The sequence below is a fragment of the Empedobacter tilapiae genome, from assembly GCF_004785645.1.
Taxonomy (GTDB): Bacteria; Bacteroidota; Bacteroidia; order Flavobacteriales; family Weeksellaceae; genus Empedobacter; species Empedobacter tilapiae.
The window spans coordinates 219,691-241,394 of sequence record NZ_SRPE01000002.1 but is presented as its reverse complement, the minus strand read 5'-3'; the positions used below and the strand labels follow the sequence as shown (position 1 = coordinate 241,394).

Genomic DNA, 21,704 nt, shown 5'->3' with positions numbered 1-21,704 from the left:
TTGGTTCAGGATCGAAATTGGTATTAGTTTGTTGTTTGTTTCTTTTTAGTATTTAGATGTTAGATATTAGTATTTAGATTTTTTCTTACTTCTAATTTCTAGCTTCAAAATTCCTTATTTTTATTCAATGTCAAGCTGAATTTAGTTCAGCTTCTTACTCTTTTAGGATGAGTTCCTGAAACAAGTTCAGGATGACTCAAACTTTATTTTTCAATTGTCATTCTGAATGAAACTTTAGCGTAATGAAGAATCTTTTTTAGATTCCTCGACAAGCTCGGAATGACATTTTTTTATTTAATTTTTAAGAGTTAAATTATCTCAAATCTAACTTCTAATATCTCAAATCTATATTTTACCCTCTAAAATATTCTACCGCATTTTTGAAGATATTCATATATCCATTTCCTGGAATGTTCTTGAATAATCCTTCTTCGTAACGCTCCGGATGTCCCATTCGTCCATAAATTTTTCCACAAGGCGATACAATTCCTTCTACCGCAAACGTAGATCCATTTGGATTATAAGGCATTTTCCCTGCTAATTTTCCGTCCAAATCTACAAACTGAGTTGCAATTTGTCCTTTATCAATTAACTTTTCTAATTCAACCTCATTTGCTACGAAACGACCTTCTCCATGTGAAAACGGAATCCAGAATTCTTGTCCTTCCATTCCTTTCAACCAAGGTGAATGCGATTTATTTACACGAATTTTTGCTAATTGCGTAATATGACGACCTATTTCGTTGAACGTTAATGTTGGTGTATCTTCTTCCAAATCTTGGATACGTCCATAAGGTAATAATCCTGATTTAATCAAGGCTTGGAAACCATTACAGATTCCTAAAACCAATCCATCACGTTCTAATAAATTATGAATTGCATTTTTGATTTTCTCATTACGTAAAACCGTTGCAATAAATTTACCTGACCCATCTGGCTCATCAGCAGCTGAGAAACCTCCTGGTACAAAGAAAATATTGGCTTGATTGATTTCATTTACAAAAGCATCTACCGATTCTTCAACATCTTGTTGTGTTAAATTACGGAAAGGCAAAGTCGAAACGATTGCTCCTTCCCTACGGAACGCTTTTGCTGAATCATATTCTGAATTTGTTCCTGGGAAAATTGGAATAAAAACTTTCGGGTTTTCTACTTTATGATCTGCGAAGGCAAAACAAATTTGTTCAGCTTTCAAATCTTTTTCTTCAACGACTGTTTCAGAGGTTGATTTATATGGAAACAATGAATTGAATGTTTCTTTCCATTGTTGTTTTAATTCGTTCAAATTAATTTCTTCTCCATTAAATTTAAATGAAGTTGAATCATTTGTCTGACCTAAAACATGATAATTTTGAGCAATTTCAGCAGGAATATTTAATTCTTCTGAATGTTCAATCACTATCGAAGCTGGATAATATTTTCCTAAATCTAAATCAGTGTTGATTTCAAATCCGATTTCATTACCAAAAGCCATATTCGCTACAGTTTCTGCAATTCCACCAAATTTAACCGTCATCATTGATTTTACATCATCATTAATTGTTCCGATAAAATCAAAAATAGCTTTTGTATTTGTTTCGTCGATTAAATAGTCTTCAGTCAATTTTGGAATAAAAACTGAAAGTTTAGAATTCTTTCCTACTAAAGTTCCTTGTACAATTTTTTCAGCCTTAGAAGGCGCAACTGCAAAAGAAATCAACGTTGGCGGAACATCAATATCTTGGTAAGAACCAGACATCGAATCTTTACCTCCAATTGCAGGAATTCCGAATTGTTTTTGAGCTTCAATCGTTCCTAATAAAGCTGCAAATGGTTTTCCCCAACGCGTTGCTTCATCACGTAATTTTTCAAAATATTCTTGAAAAGTTAAACGAATATCAGCGTAATTTCCACCAGCAGCAACAATTTTTGTCATCGAATCAATTACCGCGAAATAAGCTCCGTGATAATTTGACCAACGCGAAATTGTAGGATTGTAACCAAATGAAGCAATTGAAACCGCATTAGTAAACCCATCTGTTGGGAATTTTTGTACTGAAACATCTTCTGGCGTATCCATCGTTTGTCCACCAAAAGCATTCAAAATAGTAGAACGACCAACGTTGTTGTCAAACATTTCTACCATACCTTTTTGTGACGCATGATTTAACTCTTGCATCATTGCAATAAACGCTTCTTTATTGAAAGCTTTATTCTCAAAAGGATTTTTATATTCTTCCTCCGTAACTTCGATTTTAGCTTGTTTACGAACGCCGTTTGTATCTAAAAATTTACGGTCTAATTCAACAATCTTTGTTCCTTTCCATACCAAAGTCATTGTATCATCTCCCGTTACCTCAGCAACACAAGTTGCTTCAAGGTTTTCTTCTTTTGCTAATGCAATAAATGTTTCCACATCTTTTGCCTCAACTGCAACAGCCATACGTTCCTGAGATTCAGAAATCGCTAATTCTGTTCCGTTTAATCCAGCATATTTCAATGGAACTAAATCTAAATCAACATTAATTCCACGTGCAATTTCTCCAATTGCAACAGAAACACCTCCCGCACCAAAGTCGTTACATTTTTTGATTAATGTTAAAACGTCTGGATTACGGAATAATCGTTGAATTTTACGTTCAACAATTGCATTTCCTTTTTGAACTTCTGCTGATAAATCGTCTAATTTTAAACCATCGTGTGTTTTAGACGAACCTGAAGCTCCTCCTACTCCATCACGACCTGTTGCTCCTCCTAATAAAATAATTCGGTCACCTGCAACTGGTTCTTCACGACGAACATATTCTTTTTTTACAGCTCCAGCCACAAAACCAACTTCCATGCGTTTTGCTTTGTACCCTTCGTCGTAAATTTCTTTCACAAAAGTTGTCGCTAAACCAATTTGATTTCCATATGAACTGTATCCGTTTGCTGCTTCTTTAGAGATTTTACGCTGTGGTAACTTACCAGGTAACGTATCTTCAATTTTTTCTAAAGGATTTGCAGCTCCTGTAATACGCATCGCTTGAAAAACGTAAGAACGTCCACTCAAAGGGTCGCGAATTGCTCCACCAACACATGTCGAAGCTCCACCAAATGGCTCAACTTCTGTTGGGTGATTATGTGTTTCGTTTTTGAATTGTAATAACCATTCTTCCTCAACACCATCTACATCGATTGGAACGACAATAGAACAAGCATTGATTTCTTCTGAAACATCAATATTTTTTACAACTCCTGTGCGAGAAAGATATTTCCCCATCACAGTTGCTAAATCCATCAAACGAATTGGTTTAGTTGTTCCTAATTCTTGACGAACTTGTTGGTAATAATCGAATGTTTTTTGAAGTGTTTCGTTAAATTTAGAATTAAATTGAACATCTGTAATCTCTGTCTCAAAAGTTGTATGACGACAGTGATCAGACCAATAAGTATCTAAAACTTTTAACTCAGTTTCTGTTGGATTACGATTAATTGATTTGAAATAGTCTTGAATAAAAACTAAATCATCCATTTCTAATGATAATCCAAATTGGTTGTAAATGTCTTGTAGTTTATTTTCGTCAGCAGAAATAAAACCTTCAATAATTGGAACTTCTGTAGCTTCTGGATTTGCTGGAATTTCCATTTTAGAAAGAACTTTCTCGCGCGACTCAATTGGATTGATTAAGTAATCTTTTACTTTCTTTAAATCTTCCGCAGACAAATCATCATTGAAAACATATAATAAACCAGATTTTACGGTTACATTTTCAACATTCATCAACACTAAACATTGTTCCGAAGAATCATCGCGTTGATTATATTGACCAGGTAAAAATTCGGTTGCAAAATAGTTTTTAGAATAAGGAATGCTTTCGTTAACTGCGTCTTCTACGTATTTGAAAACAACGTCTGTCACAGGATCGACAAACACCTTATTTTGAACCTCTTGTAATTGGCTTTCTTCTATATTAAATAGATCATAAATAACAAAAACCTTGCACACAATTGTAGGTACAAGGTTTTTGAGTTCTATTGTAGTCTTCTGACTGATAACGTCAAAATTCGATTTCTTCTGAATGAAAAGTCTGTGGTTCATTGTATTGTTTGCTGTACTATTTGGTTTAATGTGTTTAAACCATTTGTATCATCTACATCAACAAACAAACTATTTTCTAACAAGAGTGGTTCAAGACTCATTTTGTAGAAAAAAAATTCATTTGTAGTGGCAATTTTTTATGGTCTGCCGTAGAGACGCTCAACCTTATTATGAGCTATACAAATGTTGTAAACTTTAAAAACTAAATCACCTTTAAAAGTGAACTGCAAAATTAAACATTTTAATTAGTAAAATCAAATCTAAATCAACAATATTTTATTTAATTTTTTGGTTAAATATTTTTCTTAAAATTTAAGCATGATTATCAATTAAATGTCAAATTTTACAACAAAAAAAAATCCTTATCAAAATTGATAAGGATTTTTCGTTTTCCGTAATTATCTTGTAATTGTCAAATCGTATTCGTTGTCTGATTCATCATATTTATATGATAATTTCATATTGAAATCTTGCATAAACTTTTTGCAAAACGTTTCTATATTTAATGAATCTGGAAAAGTAGCTTTGTTAACTGTCATAAACAAAGTTGTCCAACTTGTATTGTCTTTAAAAATTGTAGAGAATCTTTTCTCCCAATATGTTAAAAACTTTTCTTCTTTTTCATTGATTAATATCTCTTCCATTATACCTACTTTATAAACCAATTACAAATTTACAACTATTTCTAATCAAAACCATTTTTTCACGAATTATTAACGTTTTCAGCTTCTATCTTTCATTCAAAATTCGCAAACTTAAGATTCGCTTAAGATTCACTTTAACATGTTAATAATCTATTAAATATCAAGACATTTGAACAATAATTCAAAAACAAAATGTTTACAAATAATTTAAAAGGACGTTACAGTATTTTACTATTTTTCAGCTCGTTATTTATTCTAATTTCATTTATTCTACGCTTAATTTTTGCGGTTTGGGTAAAGGGTGATTTCGATTGGAATATTGGCTCGTTATTCCACTCTATTTTTTATGGATTAGTTTACGACATTAGTGTTGTAAGCTGCTTCACGTTATTCTTGTCATTTTATTTTATGATTTTACCAAACAAATTCGTCAATTCATTATTTGATCGAATTTTCGTGTATTTCGTTTATACATTGTATTTGGTAATCATTTATTTTACATTTTTTGCGGAAGTTACATTTTGGGACGAATTCAAAAGTCGATTCAATTTTATTGCGGTCGATTATTTGATTTACACATACGAAGTTGTCAAAAATATTCAAGAATCATATCCATTACCCATTTTAATTGGTGGAATTGTGCTGATTATAGGCTTGACAATTTTCGCAACAAAAAAAGGTTACTTCTTTTACAACACATTTCATAACAAACCAAAAACAAGTCAAAAAGTTGGCGTTTTTGTGTTCAATTTATTACTTGCGATTGGCTCATTATTCCTTTTAAACAACGATAGCAGTTCAACATCAGAGAACCGATACAACAATGAAATTTCAAAAGCAGGAATCTTTTCTTTCTTTTCAGCTTTCCGAAATAATCATTTAAAATACGACGAACATTATAAATCTATTCCGATTGAAGATGCTTTTGCTGTAATGAAATCTGAATTGCAAGATTCGAAAACTGTTTTCGATCAACAATTCAAAAATCCAATACGAAGAACAATTTTAGCGAGTAATCCTTCACAAGCAGAACAAAAACCAAACGTGATTTTTGTGTTAATGGAAAGTATGAGCGCTTCATTTTTGCAAGAGCAATTCAACGGAAAATCAATCACTCCAAACCTGAATGATATTGCAAATAACAGCATCTATTTTTCGAATATGTATGCCAACGGAACCCGTACTGTACGTGGAATGGAAGCTGTTACATTATCAATTCCTCCAACGCCTGGAAACAGTATTGTAAAACGTGTTGATAATCAAAATTTGTATACTATTTCAAATGTTTTCAAAGCAAAAGGTTATCACAATATGTTCTTTTATGGTGGTGATGGTTATTTTGACAACATGAATGCTTTTTATGGTGGAAATGGTTTTGATATTTACGATCGCGGTCGTGGTAGCGTTTTAAGTGATAAAATCAACACCAATCGTTTCAATATTAATGATAATGAAGTTACTTTTGAAAATGCTTGGGGAATTGCAGACGATGATATTTACAGAAAAGTAATCAAAGTTGCTGACGAAAAATACAAAACAAAACAACCATTTTTTGCTTTTGTAATGTCAACTTCTAACCACAAACCTTATACATACGAAGATGGAAAAATTGATATTCCGTCTGGAACTGGTCGTCCTGGTGCAGTAAAATATGCCGATTATGCGATTGGAGATTTAATTGCAAAAGCGAAAACAAAACCTTGGTTCAGTAATACCGTTTTTGTGTTTATTGCTGATCACTGTGCAAGTAGCGCAGGTAAAGATGCGATTGATGTTAAGAATCATCATATTCCTGCATTTATTTATAATTTGAAATCGCACGCCAACGAAAATGTCACAAAAGAAGTTTCTCAAATTGATATTTTTCCTACGTTATTTTCGTTGTTCAATTGGAAATATACATCTCAATTTTATGGAAAAGATATTTTCGATCCGCAATACAAATCGCGCTCTTTTGTTGGCACATACATTAAATTGGGAATGAAAAAAGGCGAAGATGTTTCGATTTTATCCGATCAAAAGAAAATCAATCAATACAAATGGATTAATAAAAATTTAATTGACACAAAGGTCGATCCTATTTTCGAACGTTCTATCATATCTAATTATCAAACAGCCGATTATTTATTTAGCAATCATTTATTAAATGAAAAATAAAATCATTTTTATCATCAATCCTATTGCTGGAAAAGGAAAAGGACGAGTGATTGAAACTGAAATTCAACATTATTTTAGTCAAAAAAATGTTGAATTCGAAACATTTTTGACTAAAAGTATTGGTCATGCAACTGAAATTGCAAATCAAGTTCTCACAAAAAATCCTGAAATAATAGTAGCTTGTGGCGGCGACGGAACAATAAACGAAGTCGCTCAAGCTTTGGTTTGTAGTAATGTTGCTTTAGGAATTATTCCGATTGGCTCTGGAAATGGATTAGCGGCTAATTTGCATATCCCTAAATCTACCGAAAAAGCTTTTGAAATGATTCTGAATGCAAAAATCAATAAAATTGACGCAGGAAAAATCAACGAAAAATACTTTTTTAGCAACATGGGATTAGGAATTGATGCAGATGTGATTAACAATTATGCGCAAACCAAAACCAGAAACTTTTTGGGATATGTATCTGCCAGTACAAAAGCAATTTTCAACTTTCAACCGAAAAAATTTAGCATCGAATTAGACAATGAACATATATTAGATGATGATTTCTATTTTGTATTCTGCTCCAACTCTAACGAAGCGGGTTATGGAATTTCTTTTTCCCCTAATGCAAAATTAAATGATGGAAAATTAGACTTTCTTGCGGTAAAAAAGCTTAATTTTATAAAACAAATTCAGTTTTCGGCTTGTGTTTTAGGAAAACAAATTGAAAAAATGAATGATGCGAAAGTATTACAAGTAAATTCAGTGAAGTTCAATTCCAACCAACCTAAAACAATTGCTCAAGTTGATGGTGAAGCCGTTATTTTTAATCAAAATTCTATTGAAGTTTCGATTGTTCCGAATGCTTTAAATGTTATTGTTCCGAATTAGAAAATGAACAAACCAAAAGTTTTAATTGTTGAAGATGAATTGGGAATTGCTAATTTTATGCTTCAAGGCTTAGAAGAAGAAAATCTATCACCAACTCATAGTTTAAGTGGCGAGGATGCTTTATTGAAAATAAACAACGAAAAATTTGATATTATTTTATTGGATTGGATGATGTTAAACATTTCTGGATTAGAAGTTTGTCAAACAACTCGATCTACCGAAAATCCTAATAAAAAAACGCCAATTATTTTCATCACAGCGAAAGATACAGTTCAAGATACAATTGAAGGTTTGAATGCAGGTGCAAATGATTACATCAAAAAACCATTCGACTTCAACGAATTAGTAGCACGAATTAATGTTTATCTTCGTCAAAATAAATTGAATAACATCTTAAATTTCGGAAATATTTCATTAAATACAGAAACACATCAAACTTTTTTAGATGACAATTTAGTTGAATTAACTTTGAAAGAATTTCAGCTTCTTGTTTATCTTTTTAAAAATAAAAATCGAATTTGTACACGCAAAGAAATCATCGAAAATATTTGGGACATTCATTTTGAATACGATACAAGTGTAATTGATGTTTTTATTAATGCTATTCGTAAAAAATTAAATCTAAAAAAAGAAGATTCTCGTTTACATACAATACGCGGAGTTGGCTATATTTCGAAAGATGTTTAAAAATTTATCTGTAAAAAATAGAATTGCACTTTTTTATAGTATATCCTTTTCGGTTATTCTACTAATTATCTTTTATTTGATATATTTCTCAGTTAATCAAGGTATTAACAAAACAATGTACGAAACTTTAGAAGAAGAGATAAATAGTCATTTAGATTATATCTTACATGAACCTACTTTAGAAAGTTTTGTTCAACCACGAGAATGGGAAGAAGTAGAGCATACAGATATTGCCTTAAATCCTGTTTTTATATCGATTTATGACAAAAATTATAATTTAGTTGAAAGTTCTCCAAATTTGGTTCAAAATCAATTGGATTGGAATAAACAAGAGCCTGAAAAGATACCTTTTTATGCAGAATACAATTCAATTCAGTTATTAGTTTCTCAAGCAAAGTTAATTCATCATGGAGAAATTGTTGGATATTTAGTTGTTGGAGTTTCTACAAAACATAATCAGTTAGCATTAGATTACCTTAAAACAACATTGTTAATTATTTTTCCGATTTCAGTTTTATTGACTTTTCTTTTGGCTCGTTTTATCGCTGCTAAATCAATTAAACCTGTTTTCAATGTTATTCATACAGCACAATCTATAACAGAAAATAATCTTTCAGAACGCATTCAATTACCAAAAAATAAAGATGAATTATTTCAACTTTCAGCGACAATAAATTCACTTTTAGATCGATTAGAATTTCAAATTATAAAAGCTAAACAGTTTTCGGCTGACGCTTCACATGAACTTCGTACACCTTTAGCAATTATAAAAGGAACGTTAGAGATTTTGATTCGGCGAGAACGAACTCCTGAACAATACAATGAAAAAATTGATTATACTTTGAAACAAGTTAATCGTTTAGACCGTTTGGTTGAGCAATTTTTATTACTTTCTCGTGTTGAAAATAATAGTTTAGAGTTAAAAACTTCTTTATTTGAGCTAAAATCCGAAGTTTTAAAATCAATTGAACGCTTTGATGTTTTATTACAAGAAAAACAAGTTTTGGTTAAAACAGATCAGCTTCAAAATGTTAAAATAGATAATTATCAAGAATTTTTTGAAATTATCATTGATAATATTTTATCAAATGCTATTAAATATTCCAATCTAAAAGGCGAAATAAATATTTATTCAAACATTAAAAATAATATTTATGAATTGATTTTTGAAGATAATGGTATTGGAATGAATAAAGAGGATTTGAGGTTTGTACAAGAACGTTTTTTTCGTGTAAAAAATAATTCAACTTTACATATTTCTGGTTCTGGATTAGGTTTAAATATAGCTACTCAATTAGCTAAAATGTCTAATATTAGCATGACTATTGGAAGTCAATTACAGAAAGGTACAAAGATAATTTTAACTTTTAATATTGAAGAATTTTAAGTAAATTCAAGGAATAAATTTACTACAATGAACCAACACGAGTACACTAACGGAGAAGTTACGATTATTTGGAGACCAGAATTATGTAAACATGCTGGTATTTGCACTAAAATGCTTCCAAAAGTTTACCATCCAAAAGAAAAACCTTGGATAAAAGCGGAAAATGCAAGCAGCGAAGAAATTAAGAAACAAGTTTCTCAATGTCCTTCTGGTGCTTTAAGTTTAAAATAATTTCTATAAAGTATTATTTCTTATTGATTTCAATAGCTCTGAAGCCTTTTTCAGAAATTTCTTTTTTATAGGTAACTTTATCATATTTTTTCACTTCTTGTTTCAATTGACTTTGGTGAAAAAATATGCTATCGTTTGATTTTTCTTCTGTAATAAAACCAAAACCTTTATCATTTAAAGAATTAATCACTCCTGTATATACTTTTGCAGGATCAATTGCTTCATTTGGATTTTCTTGTCTACTTAACAAATCCTCTTCTCTATTCTGTAAATGAGGTGGAACATCTGTTAAATTTCCATTAATATCAACATAAGCAATCATATCTTCTAATGATTTACCTTTGTTATTATTCGTTTTTCTTTCTTCTCTCTGAAGACGTTTTTCTTCTCTTTTTTTCTCTTTTTTCTTAATATTCTCTTTTTTAGAATACGAATCTGCCATATTTATATATTTTTTAATTTCTCTATTTTCTTAACTGATTATAAACTTCTAGTATATTTTAAAATCTAGCAATTTTAATTGCTTTTAGAATAGTTCATTTGTTTTCATTGCTATTTAAAAAATAATTTATCATACATCTAATATTCAAAATTAATTTTACAGAACAAGAATATTTTTTATAAATGTATGATTTGATAATAAAATTTAGTAGCTGAAAGCATAAACTGAAGCGAAAAGCATAAACAGAAAAGCAATAAAAGAAACCTATAAATTAATTATAATGCAAAGATACGAAAAAGTAATGAATAATATTTTTTGTAGATATTCAATAAAAAAGCTCCAAACTTAGTTTGGAGCTTTTCGCGGAGAGTGAGGGATTCGAACCCCCGGAGGTGTGACCCTCAACAGTTTTCAAGACTGCCGCATTCGACCACTCTGCCAACTCTCCAATAACGCAGTTTATTGCGGTATTGCGAGTGCAAATATAGAACGCTTTTTCGAATTTGCAAACCTTAATTTAAAGTTTTTTTAATACAAAAACATAGTTTATTCAGTATCAAATAAATATTTTTAAAAAAATTTATACAATAATTACCAAAGCTATCTGAATAAGAAAACCAAGTGTAAAAAATAAAGCGGCAAACTTCAATAAAGTAAAGCGAAAAGTTTCGTTTATGATTAATTTATTGACCAATGGTTTCGAGATTTTTTCGTCCAAAAGCTTTTCTACTTTTTTATAGAAAATTAATAATAAAATTATAATCATTATAACAACAATAAATACAAAAAAAGAACTCATCGAATGATAAAACATCACTCCCATACCCATTCCTAATACAGCTAATATTAATTGTGGCAACTGGTTAATTGCTTTCCGAATCATTTCTTCAGTTTTACTTAACCAATCAGCTCCAAGAATTTCTGGTGCAGCCATCCAAAATGCTACAAATTGTAATATCAAACCAAGTAAAGTAAAAATTTTTATCATTCCCAAAAAATTCAATTATAGCTAAAGATAAAAAAAACCGTTTAAAATAAATTAAACGGTTTTCATATTATTCTTTCAAAAAAGATTATTCTTCCTCTTCTTCGTCTTCTTTCATCGTGTGATAAACGTTATTTACGTCCTCATCTTCGTCAAATTTCTCCAACAATTTTTCTATGTCAGCTTTTTGTTCTTCTGTCAATTCTTTTGTTGTTTGCGGAATTCTTTCAAATTCTGAAGAAATAATTTCATACCCGCCTTCTTCCAAAGATTTGAAAATTGTTCCGTAATTCTCGAAAGGTGCAATTAATACAATTTCATCTTCATCTTCAAAAATCTCCTCTACTCCAAAGTCAATCATTTCAAATTCTAACTCTTCCAAATCTACATTTTCAGGTTTTTGAATCTTGAAATTACAGATATGATCAAACATAAATTCAACAGAACCTTGCGTTCCTAATTGTCCATTACATTTACTGAAATAAGAACGAACATTAGCTACTGTACGATTATTATTATTTGTAGAAGTTTCAACTAAAACCGCAATTCCGTGAGGTCCATAACCTTCAAAAATAACTTCCTTATAGTTTTCTGTATTTTTATCAGATGCTTTTTTGATTGCGCGTTCGATATTATCTTTAGGCATATTTACGGCCTTCGCATTCTGAATTACCGCGCGAAGATGAGAATTTGAATGCGGATCAGGTCCTCCTGCTTTTACTGCCATTACGATATCTTTCCCAATTTTAGTAAACGCTTTAGACATTGCCGCCCAACGTTTCATTTTACGTCCTTTTCTAAATTCAAATGCTCTTCCCATTTCTACTTGTTTTTAATAGTTGCAAATTTATTCATTATACGAAAAAAATCCAAGAACTATGTCTTGGATTTTTAAGTTGTTAATATTTTAGAATGATTATTTCAATCCGTGGTATTTTAACATTGGCTCAATTGAAGGGTTTTTACCTCTAAAATTTTTGTAAATCACATTCAAATCATCCGAATTCCCTTGAGAAAATACTTTATCTCTTAAAATTTGACCATTTTTACGTGACATTCCTCCATTTTCAATTGTCCATTCGTATGCATCATGATCTAACATTTCTGCCCAGATATACGCAAAATATCCCGCTGCATATCCTCCACCAAAAATATGACTAAAGTAAGAAGAACGATAACGAGGTGGAACTTGTGGTAAATTTGTTTTGTTATCAACTAAGGCTTGTTTTTCAAAATCATCTACATTTGAGATTACCTTATCAGCAGAAACTGTATGCCAAGATAAATCCAAAGATGCCGCAGAAAGCATTTCTGTTAACGTATAACCTTTATTAAAGTTAGATGCTTTTTTCATTTTTTCTACCAACGCATCAGGAATCGCAGCTCCTGTCTGATAATGCTTCGCATAATTTTTTAAGATAGATGGTTCTGTTACATAATGTTCGTGAAATTGCGATGGAAACTCTACAAAATCTCTTGAAACATTTGTTCCAGATAAAGTTGGATATTTTTGATTCGCAAAGAAACCGTGCAACGCATGCCCAAATTCGTGAAAAGTTGTCACTACATCATCATACGAAATCAACGCAGGTTGACCATTTGCAGGTTTTGTGTAGTTTCCGACATTATAAATAACAGGTTTTGTTCCGAATAAGTGCGATTGTTCTACAAGATTACTCATCCAAGCTCCTCCTTGTTTAGAATCTCTTTTGAAATAATCGGTATAAAATAATCCCAACTGAGAACCATCTTCGTTAAACAATTCGTACACTTTTACATCTTCGTGCCAAGTTGGAATATCTGTGCGTTTTTTGAATGAGATTCCGTACAATTCTTTCGCCATAAAGAAAATTCCATTCTCTACAACTGAATCTAAAACGAAATAAGGTTTCATTTCATTTTCGTCGATATCGTATTTCTCTTTACGAACTTTCTCCGCATAATAGTTCCAATCCGCAGCTGTTAATGTATTTGCTGGATTTTCTTTCTTCGCTAAGGCTTCAAATTCTTTAGCATCTTTTTGTGCCATTGCAGTTGCTGCCGGAATCATTTGATTCAAAATTCCTTTTGCTGCTGTTGGATTTTGCGCCATTTGGTCTTGCAAATTCCATTCTGCATAATTAGAAAATCCTAATAATTTAGCTTTCTCTGCACGTTTTTTAACCAAAGTTAAAATTGTAGAACGTGTATCATTTTCGTCTTTTTTCTCTGTTCTAATCCAAGCTGCATCAAATAACTTTTTTCTTGAAGTTGCATTGATCATATTTTGCAATTCAGGTTGTTGCGTTGTATTCAATAAACTGATTAAATATGTTCCATCAGCTTGTTTGAAAGCTTCTAAATCAGCATCACTCAAACCTGCTAATTCTTCTTTCGAGAATGTTACACCACCAGATTTTGTTCCTTTTAATAATTGATTTGAGAATTTAGTTTCCAGAGAAGCTATTTCTCCATTCATTTTTTTCAATTCATCTTTTTGTGCAGTAGATAAATTTGCGCCAGCCAATTCAAATCGTTGATAATACACATCTAACAAACGAGATGATTCTTTATCTAAATTCAATGATTTTTTATTATCATGTAAGGTTTTTACACGTTGAAATAATTTATCATTCAAGTAAATTGCATCACTATGAGCGGCAAATTTAGGCGACATCTCCTCCCCTACTGCTTGTAACGTTTCGTTAGTATTTGCTCCAGTCAATAATCCAAAAACATGATTAACTCGTGTTAATAATTGACCCGATTTTTCCATCTCAACTAATGTATTTTCAAAAGTTGGTGCTTCAGAATTATCAGCAATTTTATTGATTTCGACTAATTGTTCAGCCATTCCTTGCAACAAAGCAGGTTTGAAATCTTCGTTTTTAATTTTTGAAAAATCAGCCGTTTGATAAGGCAAAGTGCTCACTTCAAAAAAAGGATTTTTATCGTTCCACATACTATTTGTTGACTTTTCGCTACAAGAAGTGGCTAGAATTGACGATCCAACCATCATTCCGTAAAAAAGTTTTTTATTAAACATTTTTATTATTTTTAGACCTAACGAAGTTAAAACTTATAATGTTAAATTTCAAAAATATTCTATTTTTCATCCAAAAGCTCAAAAATATTTAAGCTAAATCTTAAAAGTTAAATAATTAATAAACCTTACTGAAAAGGTTGAATTTTCTTCGACGAAAATAATTATCTTTGAAAAAGAGTGAGGAAAAATTTCACTCTTTTTTATTACCCTAAAAATCAATCCATTTTGTATTTAGATTTAGAAGAATTAAAATATTTATTAGCCGAAAGTGTTGAAGAATTGCCGAGTTGGGAATCGCACCAAAAGCTTTCACCTCCATATCGTCAAAAATTTGATTTAGAATATATAAAACGTACCAATCCAAGAAGTGCGTCTGTCATGATTTTATTGTATCAAAACGAAGATGGAGAAATTGAATTTCCAGTAACCATGCGTGTTTCTTATGAAGGCGCGCATTCTCATCAATTTTCTTTGCCAGGTGGACAATTCGAAGAACAAGACATTAGTTTTGACGAAACTGCTATTCGCGAAACTGTGGAAGAACTTGGTGTAGATTACGAAAACATTGAGATTATAAGACAATTGAGTGAAATGTACATTCCGCCAAGTAATTTCTTGGTTTATCCTTATATCGGAATTTATCATGGAGAGCCACATTTCACCCCAGACGAGCGTGAAGTACAATACATTGTTCCGTTAAATTTGGAAGCTTTTTTGAATGCTGATTACGAAGTTTTTGAGAGAGAATTTTCTGGTCAAGTTGTCGAAATTCCTGGTTATAACATTGGTGACGATGAATTTCTTTGGGGCGCAACTGCAATGATTTTAGAAGAATTTAAAGATTATCTAAAAATCGTATTAAATTTGTAACTTAAATATTAAGAACTCGTGTCTCAAAAAGCAAAGAAAAAGAACGCATTTCGCGATTCATTTGGACATCTATATTTCCTAAAAAGGACGTTAATTTTCTTATTAGGATCATTTACCTATAACCGTTATAATGGTTTTAATAAATTAAAAGTTAGCGGTACAAAAAACTTAGTTCATTTACCAGCTCAAAATGTATTATTCGTTTCGAATCATCAAACTTATTTTGCTGATGTTTTTGCGATGTATCATGTATTTTGTAGTGTAAAAAATGGTTTTATTGATACTATTAAAAATCCAATTTATTTACTTAATCCTAAGATTGACTTTTATTACGTTGCCGCAGAGGAAACGATGAAAGATAATCTTTTAACGAAATTATTTGCCTACACAGGAGCGGTAACCGTAAAAAGAACGTGGCGTGCAAAAGGAGAAAATGTAAATAGAAAAGTAGATTTAAGCGAAATTAACAATATCGATATTGCGTTACAAAGTGGTTGGGTAGTAACGTTTCCGCAAGGGACTACAACTGCGTTTGCACCTGGTCGTCGTGGAACTGCGCATTTAATTAAGAAAAATAAACCAATTGTAATTCCAGTTGTAATTGATGGTTTTCGTAGAGCTTTTGATAAAAAAGGTTTGCGTATTAAAAAACGTGGAATTAATGCGACAATGACATTCAAAGAGCCTTTGGAAATCGATTATGAAAATGATTCGAGCGATGCAATCATGAAAAAAATTATGAATGCAATCGAGCAAGCACCAGAATTTAATAAAGTTCGACCAATGGACGAAATTCTTGCTGAAAATAGTGAAAAATCATTAGACGATTATTTGAATGAAGATGACGAAGAGTTTGATGATTTCGAAGAAATGGGCTACGACGAAGAAAATAAAAAAGACTAAAAGAATACAACATACAAAATGAAAAAAGTTCATTTTATTGCAATTGGTGGTAGTGCAATGCACAATTTGGCGATTGCTTTGCACGAAAAAGGATATCAAGTAACAGGTTCTGATGATGCAATTTTTGAACCTTCGAAAACACGTTTGGATCAACGCGGAATTTTACCAAAAGAAATGGGTTGGTTTCCAGAAAAAATTACAGCAGATTTAGATGCAGTGATTTTGGGAATGCACGCTCATGCTGATAATCCTGAAATGTTACGTGCGCAAGACTTAGGTTTAAAAATCTATTCATATCCAGAATATTTGTACGAACAATCAAAAGATAAAACGCGTGTTGTAATTGGTGGTTCGCATGGAAAAACGACGATTACATCAATGATTCTTCACGTTTTGCATTATCATAATATCGATGTTGATTATATGGTTGGTGCGCAATTGGATGGTTTTGATGTGATGGTAAAATTGACAGAAGACAACGAATTTATGATTATGGAAGGTGACGAATATTTATCATCTGCTTTAGATCGTCGTTCTAAATTCTTGTTGTATCAACCAAATATTGCATTGATTTCAGGTATTGCTTGGGATCATATCAATGTATTTCCAACGTTTGCAAATTACACTTCTCAGTTCTCAAAATTCGTAGAATCTATCGTGAATGGAGGTGCTTTAATTTACAATGAAACAGATGAAGAAGTTGTAAAAGTTGTAGAAGAAACGGAGAAAGCAATCAAGAAATTCCCTTATCATTTACCAGAACATTTTATCGAAAATGGAATCACTTTTATAGAAACAGAAGATGGCCCTATTCCGTTAGAAGTCTTTGGTAATCATAATTTGATGAATTTAGAAGGTGCTCGTGCTATTTGTAAACAATTAGGTGTAATGGATGATGATTTTAACGAAGCAATTCAATCATTCAAAGGCGCGTCTAAACGCTTGGAATTAATTAATCGTACTTCTGATTTTGTTGCGTATAAAGATTTTGCACATGCGCCAAGTAAAGTGACTTCGGTTACGAATGCAGTGAAAGAACAATACACAGATAAAACAGTTGTAGGCTGTTTAGAAATTCATACGTATTCATCTTTGAATCCTGAATTTTTAGTTCAATATAAAGGAGCTTTAGACAAAGCTGATATCAAAATTGTGATGTATAGCCCAGAAGCATTAGAAATAAAACGTATGGAAATGATTTCTCCAGAAGATATCAAAAAAGCATTTGGAGATGATTCTATTTTGGTGTTTACAAATGGTGAACAATTACAAGATTATATAGAAAGTTTAGATAAAAAAGATAAAGTATTTTTAATGATGAGTTCAGGAAACTTCGGTGGAGTAAACTTTAATGAATTATTTAAAGCATAAAAATCACCTTTCAAAAAGGTGATTCTTACTCAAATATCTATAAAATACTGAAAAAGAGAACTTAAATTAAGTTCTCTTTTTTATTTTTTTTCAAACGGTCAAAACAATGATTTGCGTTTTTGGATTACTTCTTTTCAAATATCAGTAAACTAAGAACTATGTTAAACTTTCGGAACTATTAATTTTAAAAACATTTTATTATAGATAAAAACAGAGGTGATATAACCTATTAGTAATATAATACTCTACTCACTTTTGTAGGCTATGCCTTCAAAATATCACCCCTGTTTTACACTAGAAAATTATAGTGACCCTTTTGATTAACAAAGATCAAAAAAAATTATTCAAAAAAAAGTTCAAAAAGTAGTCTAAAGATGTAAAAAACGGAAGTTATTTCAAACTTTTCCTAAATTGAGTTGGGCTTATTTTGAGTTGTTTTTTAAAAAAATTTCCAAATGAATATTGATCAGAAAAGTTTAATTCATTCGAAATTTCCGAAACTGTTTTTGTTGTTTCACTCAATAAAATTTTCGATTGACGAATAATCACAGAACTTATCAATTCTTTTGTAGTTCTCCCTGTTATTGACTTGCAACACTCTGTTAAATACCGTACTGTAATATTCAGTTTATCTGCATAAAACTTTGCATCTCTATTCTCTCTATAATAGCTATTCAAATCAACCAAAAATTGTTTTACAATTTCATCTTTTCGCGTTCCTTTTCTAACAACAATTGTTTCTTGTTTTGATAATTCACTAAACGTTGTATAAACAATTGCATAAAACAGATTATACTGAATATATCGAACAAATTTATTCGACTTTTCTTGCAAACGCAATTTTAATTGTAACAAAAGTTCGATTAAAGCAGAAAATTCTACTTTATTAAAATGATAATTATTAACTCTATTTGCTCCAAAAAAATGGTTATATTCATAACCACTCAAATCGATAATCGACGTATCTAAAATCTTTTTAGTTAAGACTAAACTCAATAATTCTAAATCAGATGATTTTGAAATTATTCGATAGAGTTTATTAGGTTCAGGGAAGAAAACATCGTGTTGTTTAAGTTTAATTTCTTGCTCATTTTGAGAGATAATTAAACAACCATTCTGAATAAAAATCGTTTGAATCAAATCTTTTTTCAAACGTTTATTTTCGACAGTTTGTTGAATAAATTCTTCTTGATCAAAAACATTAAAATTCTCCATAAATCAACACAATAGCCTCAGTTAATTTGATACAAATTTTAACCCAATAATAGAGCAAATTAAAGTCGTTAAAAAGAATACACGCCAAAAACTTGCTGGTTCTTTAAAAATAAAAATTCCAACTAAAACTGTTCCGACCGCTCCAATTCCCGTCCAAACTGCATAAGCTGTTCCGATTGGTAATGTTTGCGTTGCTTTTACTAACAAAATCATGCTCACGGTTAAGAAAAATAAAAACCCACCATACCATAAATAGGTATCATTTCCAGTTGCTTCTTTTGCTTTTCCAAGACATGATGCAAAGCCAACTTCGCACAAGCCAGCGATAAGTAAAATTATCCAATTCATTTTTTACTGATTTGTGTAAAAATTAAGACTACAAAAATGTAGCCTTAAAATTAATTATTTTTTTAACTACTTACCGAAACTATCGCTAAATTCTACTTGACCTTTTATGTGTACTTCGCTCCATGTTTTAGAAACTCCGTCCGCGCCTTTATGTAATTCTAAACAAGCCTGATTCAAAGCTGCCATCGCTTTTCCTGTGTTAAAATCCATTAAATCAACATCTGTCTCAATCGTAAATACATTATTCTCAAACATTGATTTTACTTCGTATTCTTTAAAAGCATTATTCAACGTTAAATTCAAGAAAGTTTTACCATCTTTAAAATGTAATTGACCTTTGATTTCACTTGTATTGATCATATTTCCGAATAAAATGTCTTTCAATTTTTGATCACGATCAATTTGATCCGAATTTAAAGTCGCAACTGTCGCAATAATATCTGCTCCTTCTAAAACTTCTTGAGGCGTTTTTCCATCTTCCTTTGCATTTTTTACCAACACAACATCAAAACGCCCAGAAACAGCAACTTTATCTGTCGTTTTATAAGCCGTCCACTCAACTCCAGATTTTCTGATAACTCCTTCTACAATTTCCGTTGGTTCTTCAACTGTTACTGCAGTTTTTGTAGCTTGTTCTTCTGTTTTTTCTTCTGTTTTATTTGTACAATTCATCAGCATTACTGATGCACAGCATATAATTGCTGTAGATATTTTTCTCATTTCAAACATTTATAGTACAAAAGTACAATAAGCCAACACTAATTCACAATTGATTTTTAACATATTCTGAAAAAACTTTACTTTTGTAACATGATAAAAAATCTTCTAAATACATGTCTGATTATCATTTGTTTACCATTTATCTTAATCTATGAGATTTATTGCTCGGTTTACAAATACAGAAAATAAATTGGTAACTTCGCTTTCAAATTGAAAAAATGAGCGAAAGAATAATAGGAATAATGGGTGCTATACCGCAAGAAATAAACGGTGTAGTCAATTTATTAGCAAACAAAAAAGAACATAAAATTGGTCGAAGAAGTTATTTTACAGGAGAATTAAACAATCAAAAAGTTGTGGTCGTTTATTCTCGTGTTGGTAAAGTTGCTGCCTCGGCTACGGTTACAACATTAATTCTTGAATTTAAGATTTCTAAGTTGATTTTTACAGGTGTTGCAGGTGGAATTCATACTGATGTAAAAATTGGAGATATTGTATTAGGGCAAAGTTTAATTCAACACGATATGAATGCTCAACCTCTTTTTCCCGCTTACGAAATCCCAATGTTAGGAAAAGCTTATTTTGAGGCTGATTCATCTCAATTAGAAGTTGCGACAACAGCAATTTTAGAAATCTTAGAAGAGCAACATTTGCACAATGTTATTTCCGAAAAAGATTTGGATAAATTTAATATTCATCAACCTCAACTTCATGTTGGACTAATTGGTTCTGGAGATTTATTTTTCTCGACAAATGCTCAAAAAGAAAAATTACAACAGAACTTACCCGAAATTCTTTGCGTCGAAATGGAAGGCGCTGCTGTAGCACAAGTTTGCTACGAATTTGAAATTCCTTTTATAATTATTAGAACAATATCCGATGATGCTGATGATCATTCTACATTAGATTTTAATAGTTTTATAGAAAAAATTTCGAATGTATATTCAATAGAGATTATTAAAAATATCATCAAGTAAAAAGTCCTTTAAAAAGGGCTTTTTTTATGATGCACACATTAATAAAAAAATCATCAAAAGACTTGATGATTCATTTCCATATATTTAAAATGGATTGTGGGGAGAGCAGGATTCGAACCTGCGAAGGTGAAACCAACGGATTTACAGTCCGTCCTCGTTGGCCGCTTGAGTATCTCCCCGCCTAATAATAAAGTATTCTTCAAAAAAGAAGAGCCGATAGAGGGACTCGAACCCACGACCTGCTGATTACAAATCAGCTGCTCTAGCCAGCTGAGCTACATCGGCGATTTTTTATTTTTGTTTTAAAAGTAAAATATAAACTTTTTAAGAGCCGATAGAGGGACTCGAACCCACGACCTGCTGATTACAAATCAGCTGCTCTAGCCAGCTGAGCTACATCGGCAATTTGTGGGGAGAGCAGGATTCGAACCTGCGAAGGTGAAACCAACGGATTTACAGTCCGTCCTCGTTGGCCGCTTGAGTATCTCCCCAACCTATATTTTTACTGAGCCGATGGAGGGACTCGAACCCACGACCTGCTGATTACAAATCAGCTGCTCTAGCCAGCTGAGCTACATCGGCAAAAATATTGTTATTTGAAATATTTCAAATTGAAAACAAGAAATTCATTTCTCGAAAGAAGTGTTGTTCCTTTTTCGTGGTGCAATATTAGGGCAGTTTTTCGAATCTCGCAAATGTTTTTTCAAAAAAAAGTTGAAGTTTTTCTTAAAAAACCACTTCAATTTTGAAAATCAGAATTTTAGAATTGAAAAAAAATTAAACTTTTTTTTCAATAAAAGTAAAA

Annotated in this window: 18 protein-coding genes, 6 tRNA genes and 1 riboswitch; of the genes, 9 read left to right on the top strand and 15 right to left on the bottom strand. The window is 31.3% G+C overall.

Going from position 1 to position 21,704, the window contains the following annotated elements; genetic code table 11:
- Positions 1-352: 352 nt before the first annotated feature.
- Positions 353-4,060, bottom strand: a complete 3,708-nt coding sequence (locus tag E4J94_RS03225) for a phosphoribosylformylglycinamidine synthase (protein ID WP_135834431.1) — start codon at positions 4,058-4,060, stop codon at positions 353-355.
- 104 nt (positions 4,061-4,164) lie between these two features.
- A riboswitch (purine riboswitch) is annotated at positions 4,165-4,263 on the bottom strand.
- Between the two features lie 195 nt (positions 4,264-4,458).
- On the bottom strand, positions 4,459-4,704 hold the full coding sequence (locus E4J94_RS03220; RefSeq protein ID WP_038332385.1) for a hypothetical protein: 246 nt from the start codon (positions 4,702-4,704) through the stop codon (positions 4,459-4,461).
- A gap of 192 nt (positions 4,705-4,896) precedes the next feature.
- On the opposite strand from E4J94_RS03220, the gene E4J94_RS03215 reads away from it, so the two are divergent.
- The 5 genes from E4J94_RS03215 to E4J94_RS03195 all read left to right on the top strand — a co-directional run bounded on the left by E4J94_RS03215 (position 4,897) and on the right by E4J94_RS03195 (position 10,043).
- Positions 4,897-6,861 carry an LTA synthase family protein gene (locus E4J94_RS03215; RefSeq protein ID WP_168801819.1) on the top strand — a complete coding sequence of 655 codons (1,965 nt, stop codon included), beginning with the start codon at positions 4,897-4,899 and terminating at the stop codon, positions 6,859-6,861.
- Positions 6,851-7,738, top strand: a complete 888-nt coding sequence (locus E4J94_RS03210) for a diacylglycerol/lipid kinase family protein (protein ID WP_135834430.1) — start codon at positions 6,851-6,853, stop codon at positions 7,736-7,738. Before E4J94_RS03215 ends, E4J94_RS03210 begins: the two co-directional genes overlap by 11 nt.
- A 3-nt stretch (positions 7,739-7,741) precedes the next feature.
- On the top strand, positions 7,742-8,425 hold the full coding sequence (locus E4J94_RS03205) for a response regulator transcription factor (protein WP_135834429.1): 684 nt from the start codon (positions 7,742-7,744) through the stop codon (positions 8,423-8,425).
- Positions 8,426-8,540: 115 nt separating this feature from the next.
- Entirely contained in the window at positions 8,541-9,812 is a 1,272-nt protein-coding gene (locus E4J94_RS03200) for a sensor histidine kinase (RefSeq protein WP_168801818.1), read from the top strand.
- Between the two features lie 27 nt (positions 9,813-9,839).
- On the top strand, positions 9,840-10,043 hold the full coding sequence (locus E4J94_RS03195; protein ID WP_135834427.1) for a (4Fe-4S)-binding protein: 204 nt from the start codon (positions 9,840-9,842) through the stop codon (positions 10,041-10,043).
- Positions 10,044-10,056: 13 nt separating this feature from the next.
- Here the strand turns inward: E4J94_RS03195 and E4J94_RS03190 are convergent, their stop codons facing one another.
- The 5 genes from E4J94_RS03190 to E4J94_RS03170 all read right to left on the bottom strand — a co-directional run bounded on the left by E4J94_RS03190 (position 10,057) and on the right by E4J94_RS03170 (position 14,495).
- Positions 10,057-10,485, bottom strand: coding sequence for a cold shock domain-containing protein (locus tag E4J94_RS03190; protein ID WP_135834426.1), 429 nt, complete (start codon positions 10,483-10,485; stop codon positions 10,057-10,059).
- Positions 10,486-10,848: 363 nt separating this feature from the next.
- Positions 10,849-10,933, bottom strand: a tRNA-Ser gene (locus E4J94_RS03185).
- Positions 10,934-11,065: 132 nt separating this feature from the next.
- Positions 11,066-11,473, bottom strand: a complete 408-nt coding sequence (locus E4J94_RS03180) for a hypothetical protein (protein WP_135834425.1) — start codon at positions 11,471-11,473, stop codon at positions 11,066-11,068.
- An 85-nt stretch (positions 11,474-11,558) separates the two neighbouring features.
- Positions 11,559-12,290, bottom strand: a complete 732-nt coding sequence (locus E4J94_RS03175) for a YebC/PmpR family DNA-binding transcriptional regulator (protein ID WP_135834424.1) — start codon at positions 12,288-12,290, stop codon at positions 11,559-11,561.
- Positions 12,291-12,386: 96 nt separating this feature from the next.
- Positions 12,387-14,495, bottom strand: a complete 2,109-nt coding sequence (locus E4J94_RS03170) for a M3 family metallopeptidase (protein ID WP_135834423.1) — start codon at positions 14,493-14,495, stop codon at positions 12,387-12,389.
- Positions 14,496-14,720: 225 nt separating this feature from the next.
- On the opposite strand from E4J94_RS03170, the gene E4J94_RS03165 reads away from it, so the two are divergent.
- From E4J94_RS03165 to E4J94_RS03155, 3 genes are read left to right on the top strand one after another with little or no spacing between them, the layout of a single operon-like run.
- Entirely contained in the window at positions 14,721-15,365 is a 645-nt protein-coding gene (locus tag E4J94_RS03165; protein ID WP_135834422.1) for an NUDIX hydrolase, read from the top strand.
- An 18-nt stretch (positions 15,366-15,383) separates the two neighbouring features.
- Positions 15,384-16,268: a lysophospholipid acyltransferase family protein gene (locus E4J94_RS03160; protein ID WP_038334575.1), complete on the top strand. Its 885-nt coding sequence runs from the start codon at positions 15,384-15,386 to the stop codon at positions 16,266-16,268.
- 18 nt (positions 16,269-16,286) lie between these two features.
- Complete coding sequence (locus E4J94_RS03155) at positions 16,287-17,639, top strand: UDP-N-acetylmuramate--L-alanine ligase (RefSeq protein WP_135834421.1); 1,353 nt, start codon at positions 16,287-16,289, stop codon at positions 17,637-17,639.
- A 390-nt stretch (positions 17,640-18,029) separates the two neighbouring features.
- Here E4J94_RS03155 and E4J94_RS03150 read toward each other — a convergent pair whose 3' ends face one another.
- The 3 genes from E4J94_RS03150 to E4J94_RS03140 form a co-directional block, all read right to left on the bottom strand.
- Positions 18,030-18,854 (bottom strand): helix-turn-helix domain-containing protein, encoded by an 825-nt coding sequence (locus E4J94_RS03150; RefSeq protein WP_135834420.1) that lies wholly within the window; start codon positions 18,852-18,854, stop codon positions 18,030-18,032.
- 21 nt (positions 18,855-18,875) lie between these two features.
- Complete coding sequence (locus tag E4J94_RS03145) at positions 18,876-19,202, bottom strand: DMT family transporter (protein WP_135834419.1); 327 nt, start codon at positions 19,200-19,202, stop codon at positions 18,876-18,878.
- 66 nt (positions 19,203-19,268) lie between these two features.
- Positions 19,269-19,922 carry a hypothetical protein gene (locus E4J94_RS03140; RefSeq protein ID WP_135834418.1) on the bottom strand — a complete coding sequence of 218 codons (654 nt, stop codon included), beginning with the start codon at positions 19,920-19,922 and terminating at the stop codon, positions 19,269-19,271.
- Between the two features lie 218 nt (positions 19,923-20,140).
- On the opposite strand from E4J94_RS03140, the gene E4J94_RS03135 reads away from it, so the two are divergent.
- Positions 20,141-20,899 carry a 5'-methylthioadenosine/adenosylhomocysteine nucleosidase gene (locus tag E4J94_RS03135; protein ID WP_135834417.1) on the top strand — a complete coding sequence of 253 codons (759 nt, stop codon included), beginning with the start codon at positions 20,141-20,143 and terminating at the stop codon, positions 20,897-20,899.
- Positions 20,900-20,996: 97 nt separating this feature from the next.
- Here E4J94_RS03135 and E4J94_RS03130 read toward each other — a convergent pair.
- The 5 genes from E4J94_RS03130 to E4J94_RS03110 form a co-directional block, all read right to left on the bottom strand.
- Positions 20,997-21,078, bottom strand: a tRNA-Tyr gene (locus E4J94_RS03130).
- Positions 21,079-21,110: 32 nt separating this feature from the next.
- Positions 21,111-21,184: transfer RNA gene (locus tag E4J94_RS03125), tRNA-Thr, on the bottom strand.
- A gap of 44 nt (positions 21,185-21,228) precedes the next feature.
- A tRNA-Thr gene (locus E4J94_RS03120) sits at positions 21,229-21,302 on the bottom strand.
- 6 nt (positions 21,303-21,308) lie between these two features.
- A tRNA-Tyr gene (locus tag E4J94_RS03115) sits at positions 21,309-21,390 on the bottom strand.
- 17 nt (positions 21,391-21,407) lie between these two features.
- Positions 21,408-21,481: transfer RNA gene (locus E4J94_RS03110), tRNA-Thr, on the bottom strand.
- Positions 21,482-21,704: the final 223 nt, after the last annotated feature.

Excerpts from the sequence above, each read along its gene's own strand:
- E4J94_RS03225 (WP_135834431.1), bottom strand. The coding sequence starts at position 4,060 with ATGAACCACAGACTTTTCATTCAGAAGAAATCGAATTTTGACGTTATC.
- E4J94_RS03220 (WP_038332385.1), bottom strand. The coding sequence starts at position 4,704 with ATGGAAGAGATATTAATCAATGAAAAAGAAGAAAAGTTTTTAACATAT.
- E4J94_RS03215 (WP_168801819.1), top strand. The coding sequence starts at position 4,897 with ATGTTTACAAATAATTTAAAAGGACGTTACAGTATTTTACTATTTTTC.
- E4J94_RS03210 (WP_135834430.1), top strand. The coding sequence starts at position 6,851 with ATGAAAAATAAAATCATTTTTATCATCAATCCTATTGCTGGAAAAGGA.
- E4J94_RS03205 (WP_135834429.1), top strand. The coding sequence starts at position 7,742 with ATGAACAAACCAAAAGTTTTAATTGTTGAAGATGAATTGGGAATTGCT.
- E4J94_RS03200 (WP_168801818.1), top strand. The coding sequence starts at position 8,541 with ATGTACGAAACTTTAGAAGAAGAGATAAATAGTCATTTAGATTATATC.
- E4J94_RS03195 (WP_135834427.1), top strand. The coding sequence starts at position 9,840 with ATGAACCAACACGAGTACACTAACGGAGAAGTTACGATTATTTGGAGA.
- E4J94_RS03190 (WP_135834426.1), bottom strand. The coding sequence starts at position 10,485 with ATGGCAGATTCGTATTCTAAAAAAGAGAATATTAAGAAAAAAGAGAAA.
- E4J94_RS03180 (WP_135834425.1), bottom strand. The coding sequence starts at position 11,473 with ATGATAAAAATTTTTACTTTACTTGGTTTGATATTACAATTTGTAGCA.
- E4J94_RS03175 (WP_135834424.1), bottom strand. The coding sequence starts at position 12,290 with ATGGGAAGAGCATTTGAATTTAGAAAAGGACGTAAAATGAAACGTTGG.
- E4J94_RS03170 (WP_135834423.1), bottom strand. The coding sequence starts at position 14,495 with ATGTTTAATAAAAAACTTTTTTACGGAATGATGGTTGGATCGTCAATT.
- E4J94_RS03155 (WP_135834421.1), top strand. The coding sequence starts at position 16,287 with ATGAAAAAAGTTCATTTTATTGCAATTGGTGGTAGTGCAATGCACAAT.
- E4J94_RS03150 (WP_135834420.1), bottom strand. The coding sequence starts at position 18,854 with ATGGAGAATTTTAATGTTTTTGATCAAGAAGAATTTATTCAACAAACT.
- E4J94_RS03145 (WP_135834419.1), bottom strand. The coding sequence starts at position 19,202 with ATGAATTGGATAATTTTACTTATCGCTGGCTTGTGCGAAGTTGGCTTT.
- E4J94_RS03140 (WP_135834418.1), bottom strand. The coding sequence starts at position 19,922 with ATGAGAAAAATATCTACAGCAATTATATGCTGTGCATCAGTAATGCTG.
- E4J94_RS03135 (WP_135834417.1), top strand. The coding sequence starts at position 20,141 with ATGAGCGAAAGAATAATAGGAATAATGGGTGCTATACCGCAAGAAATA.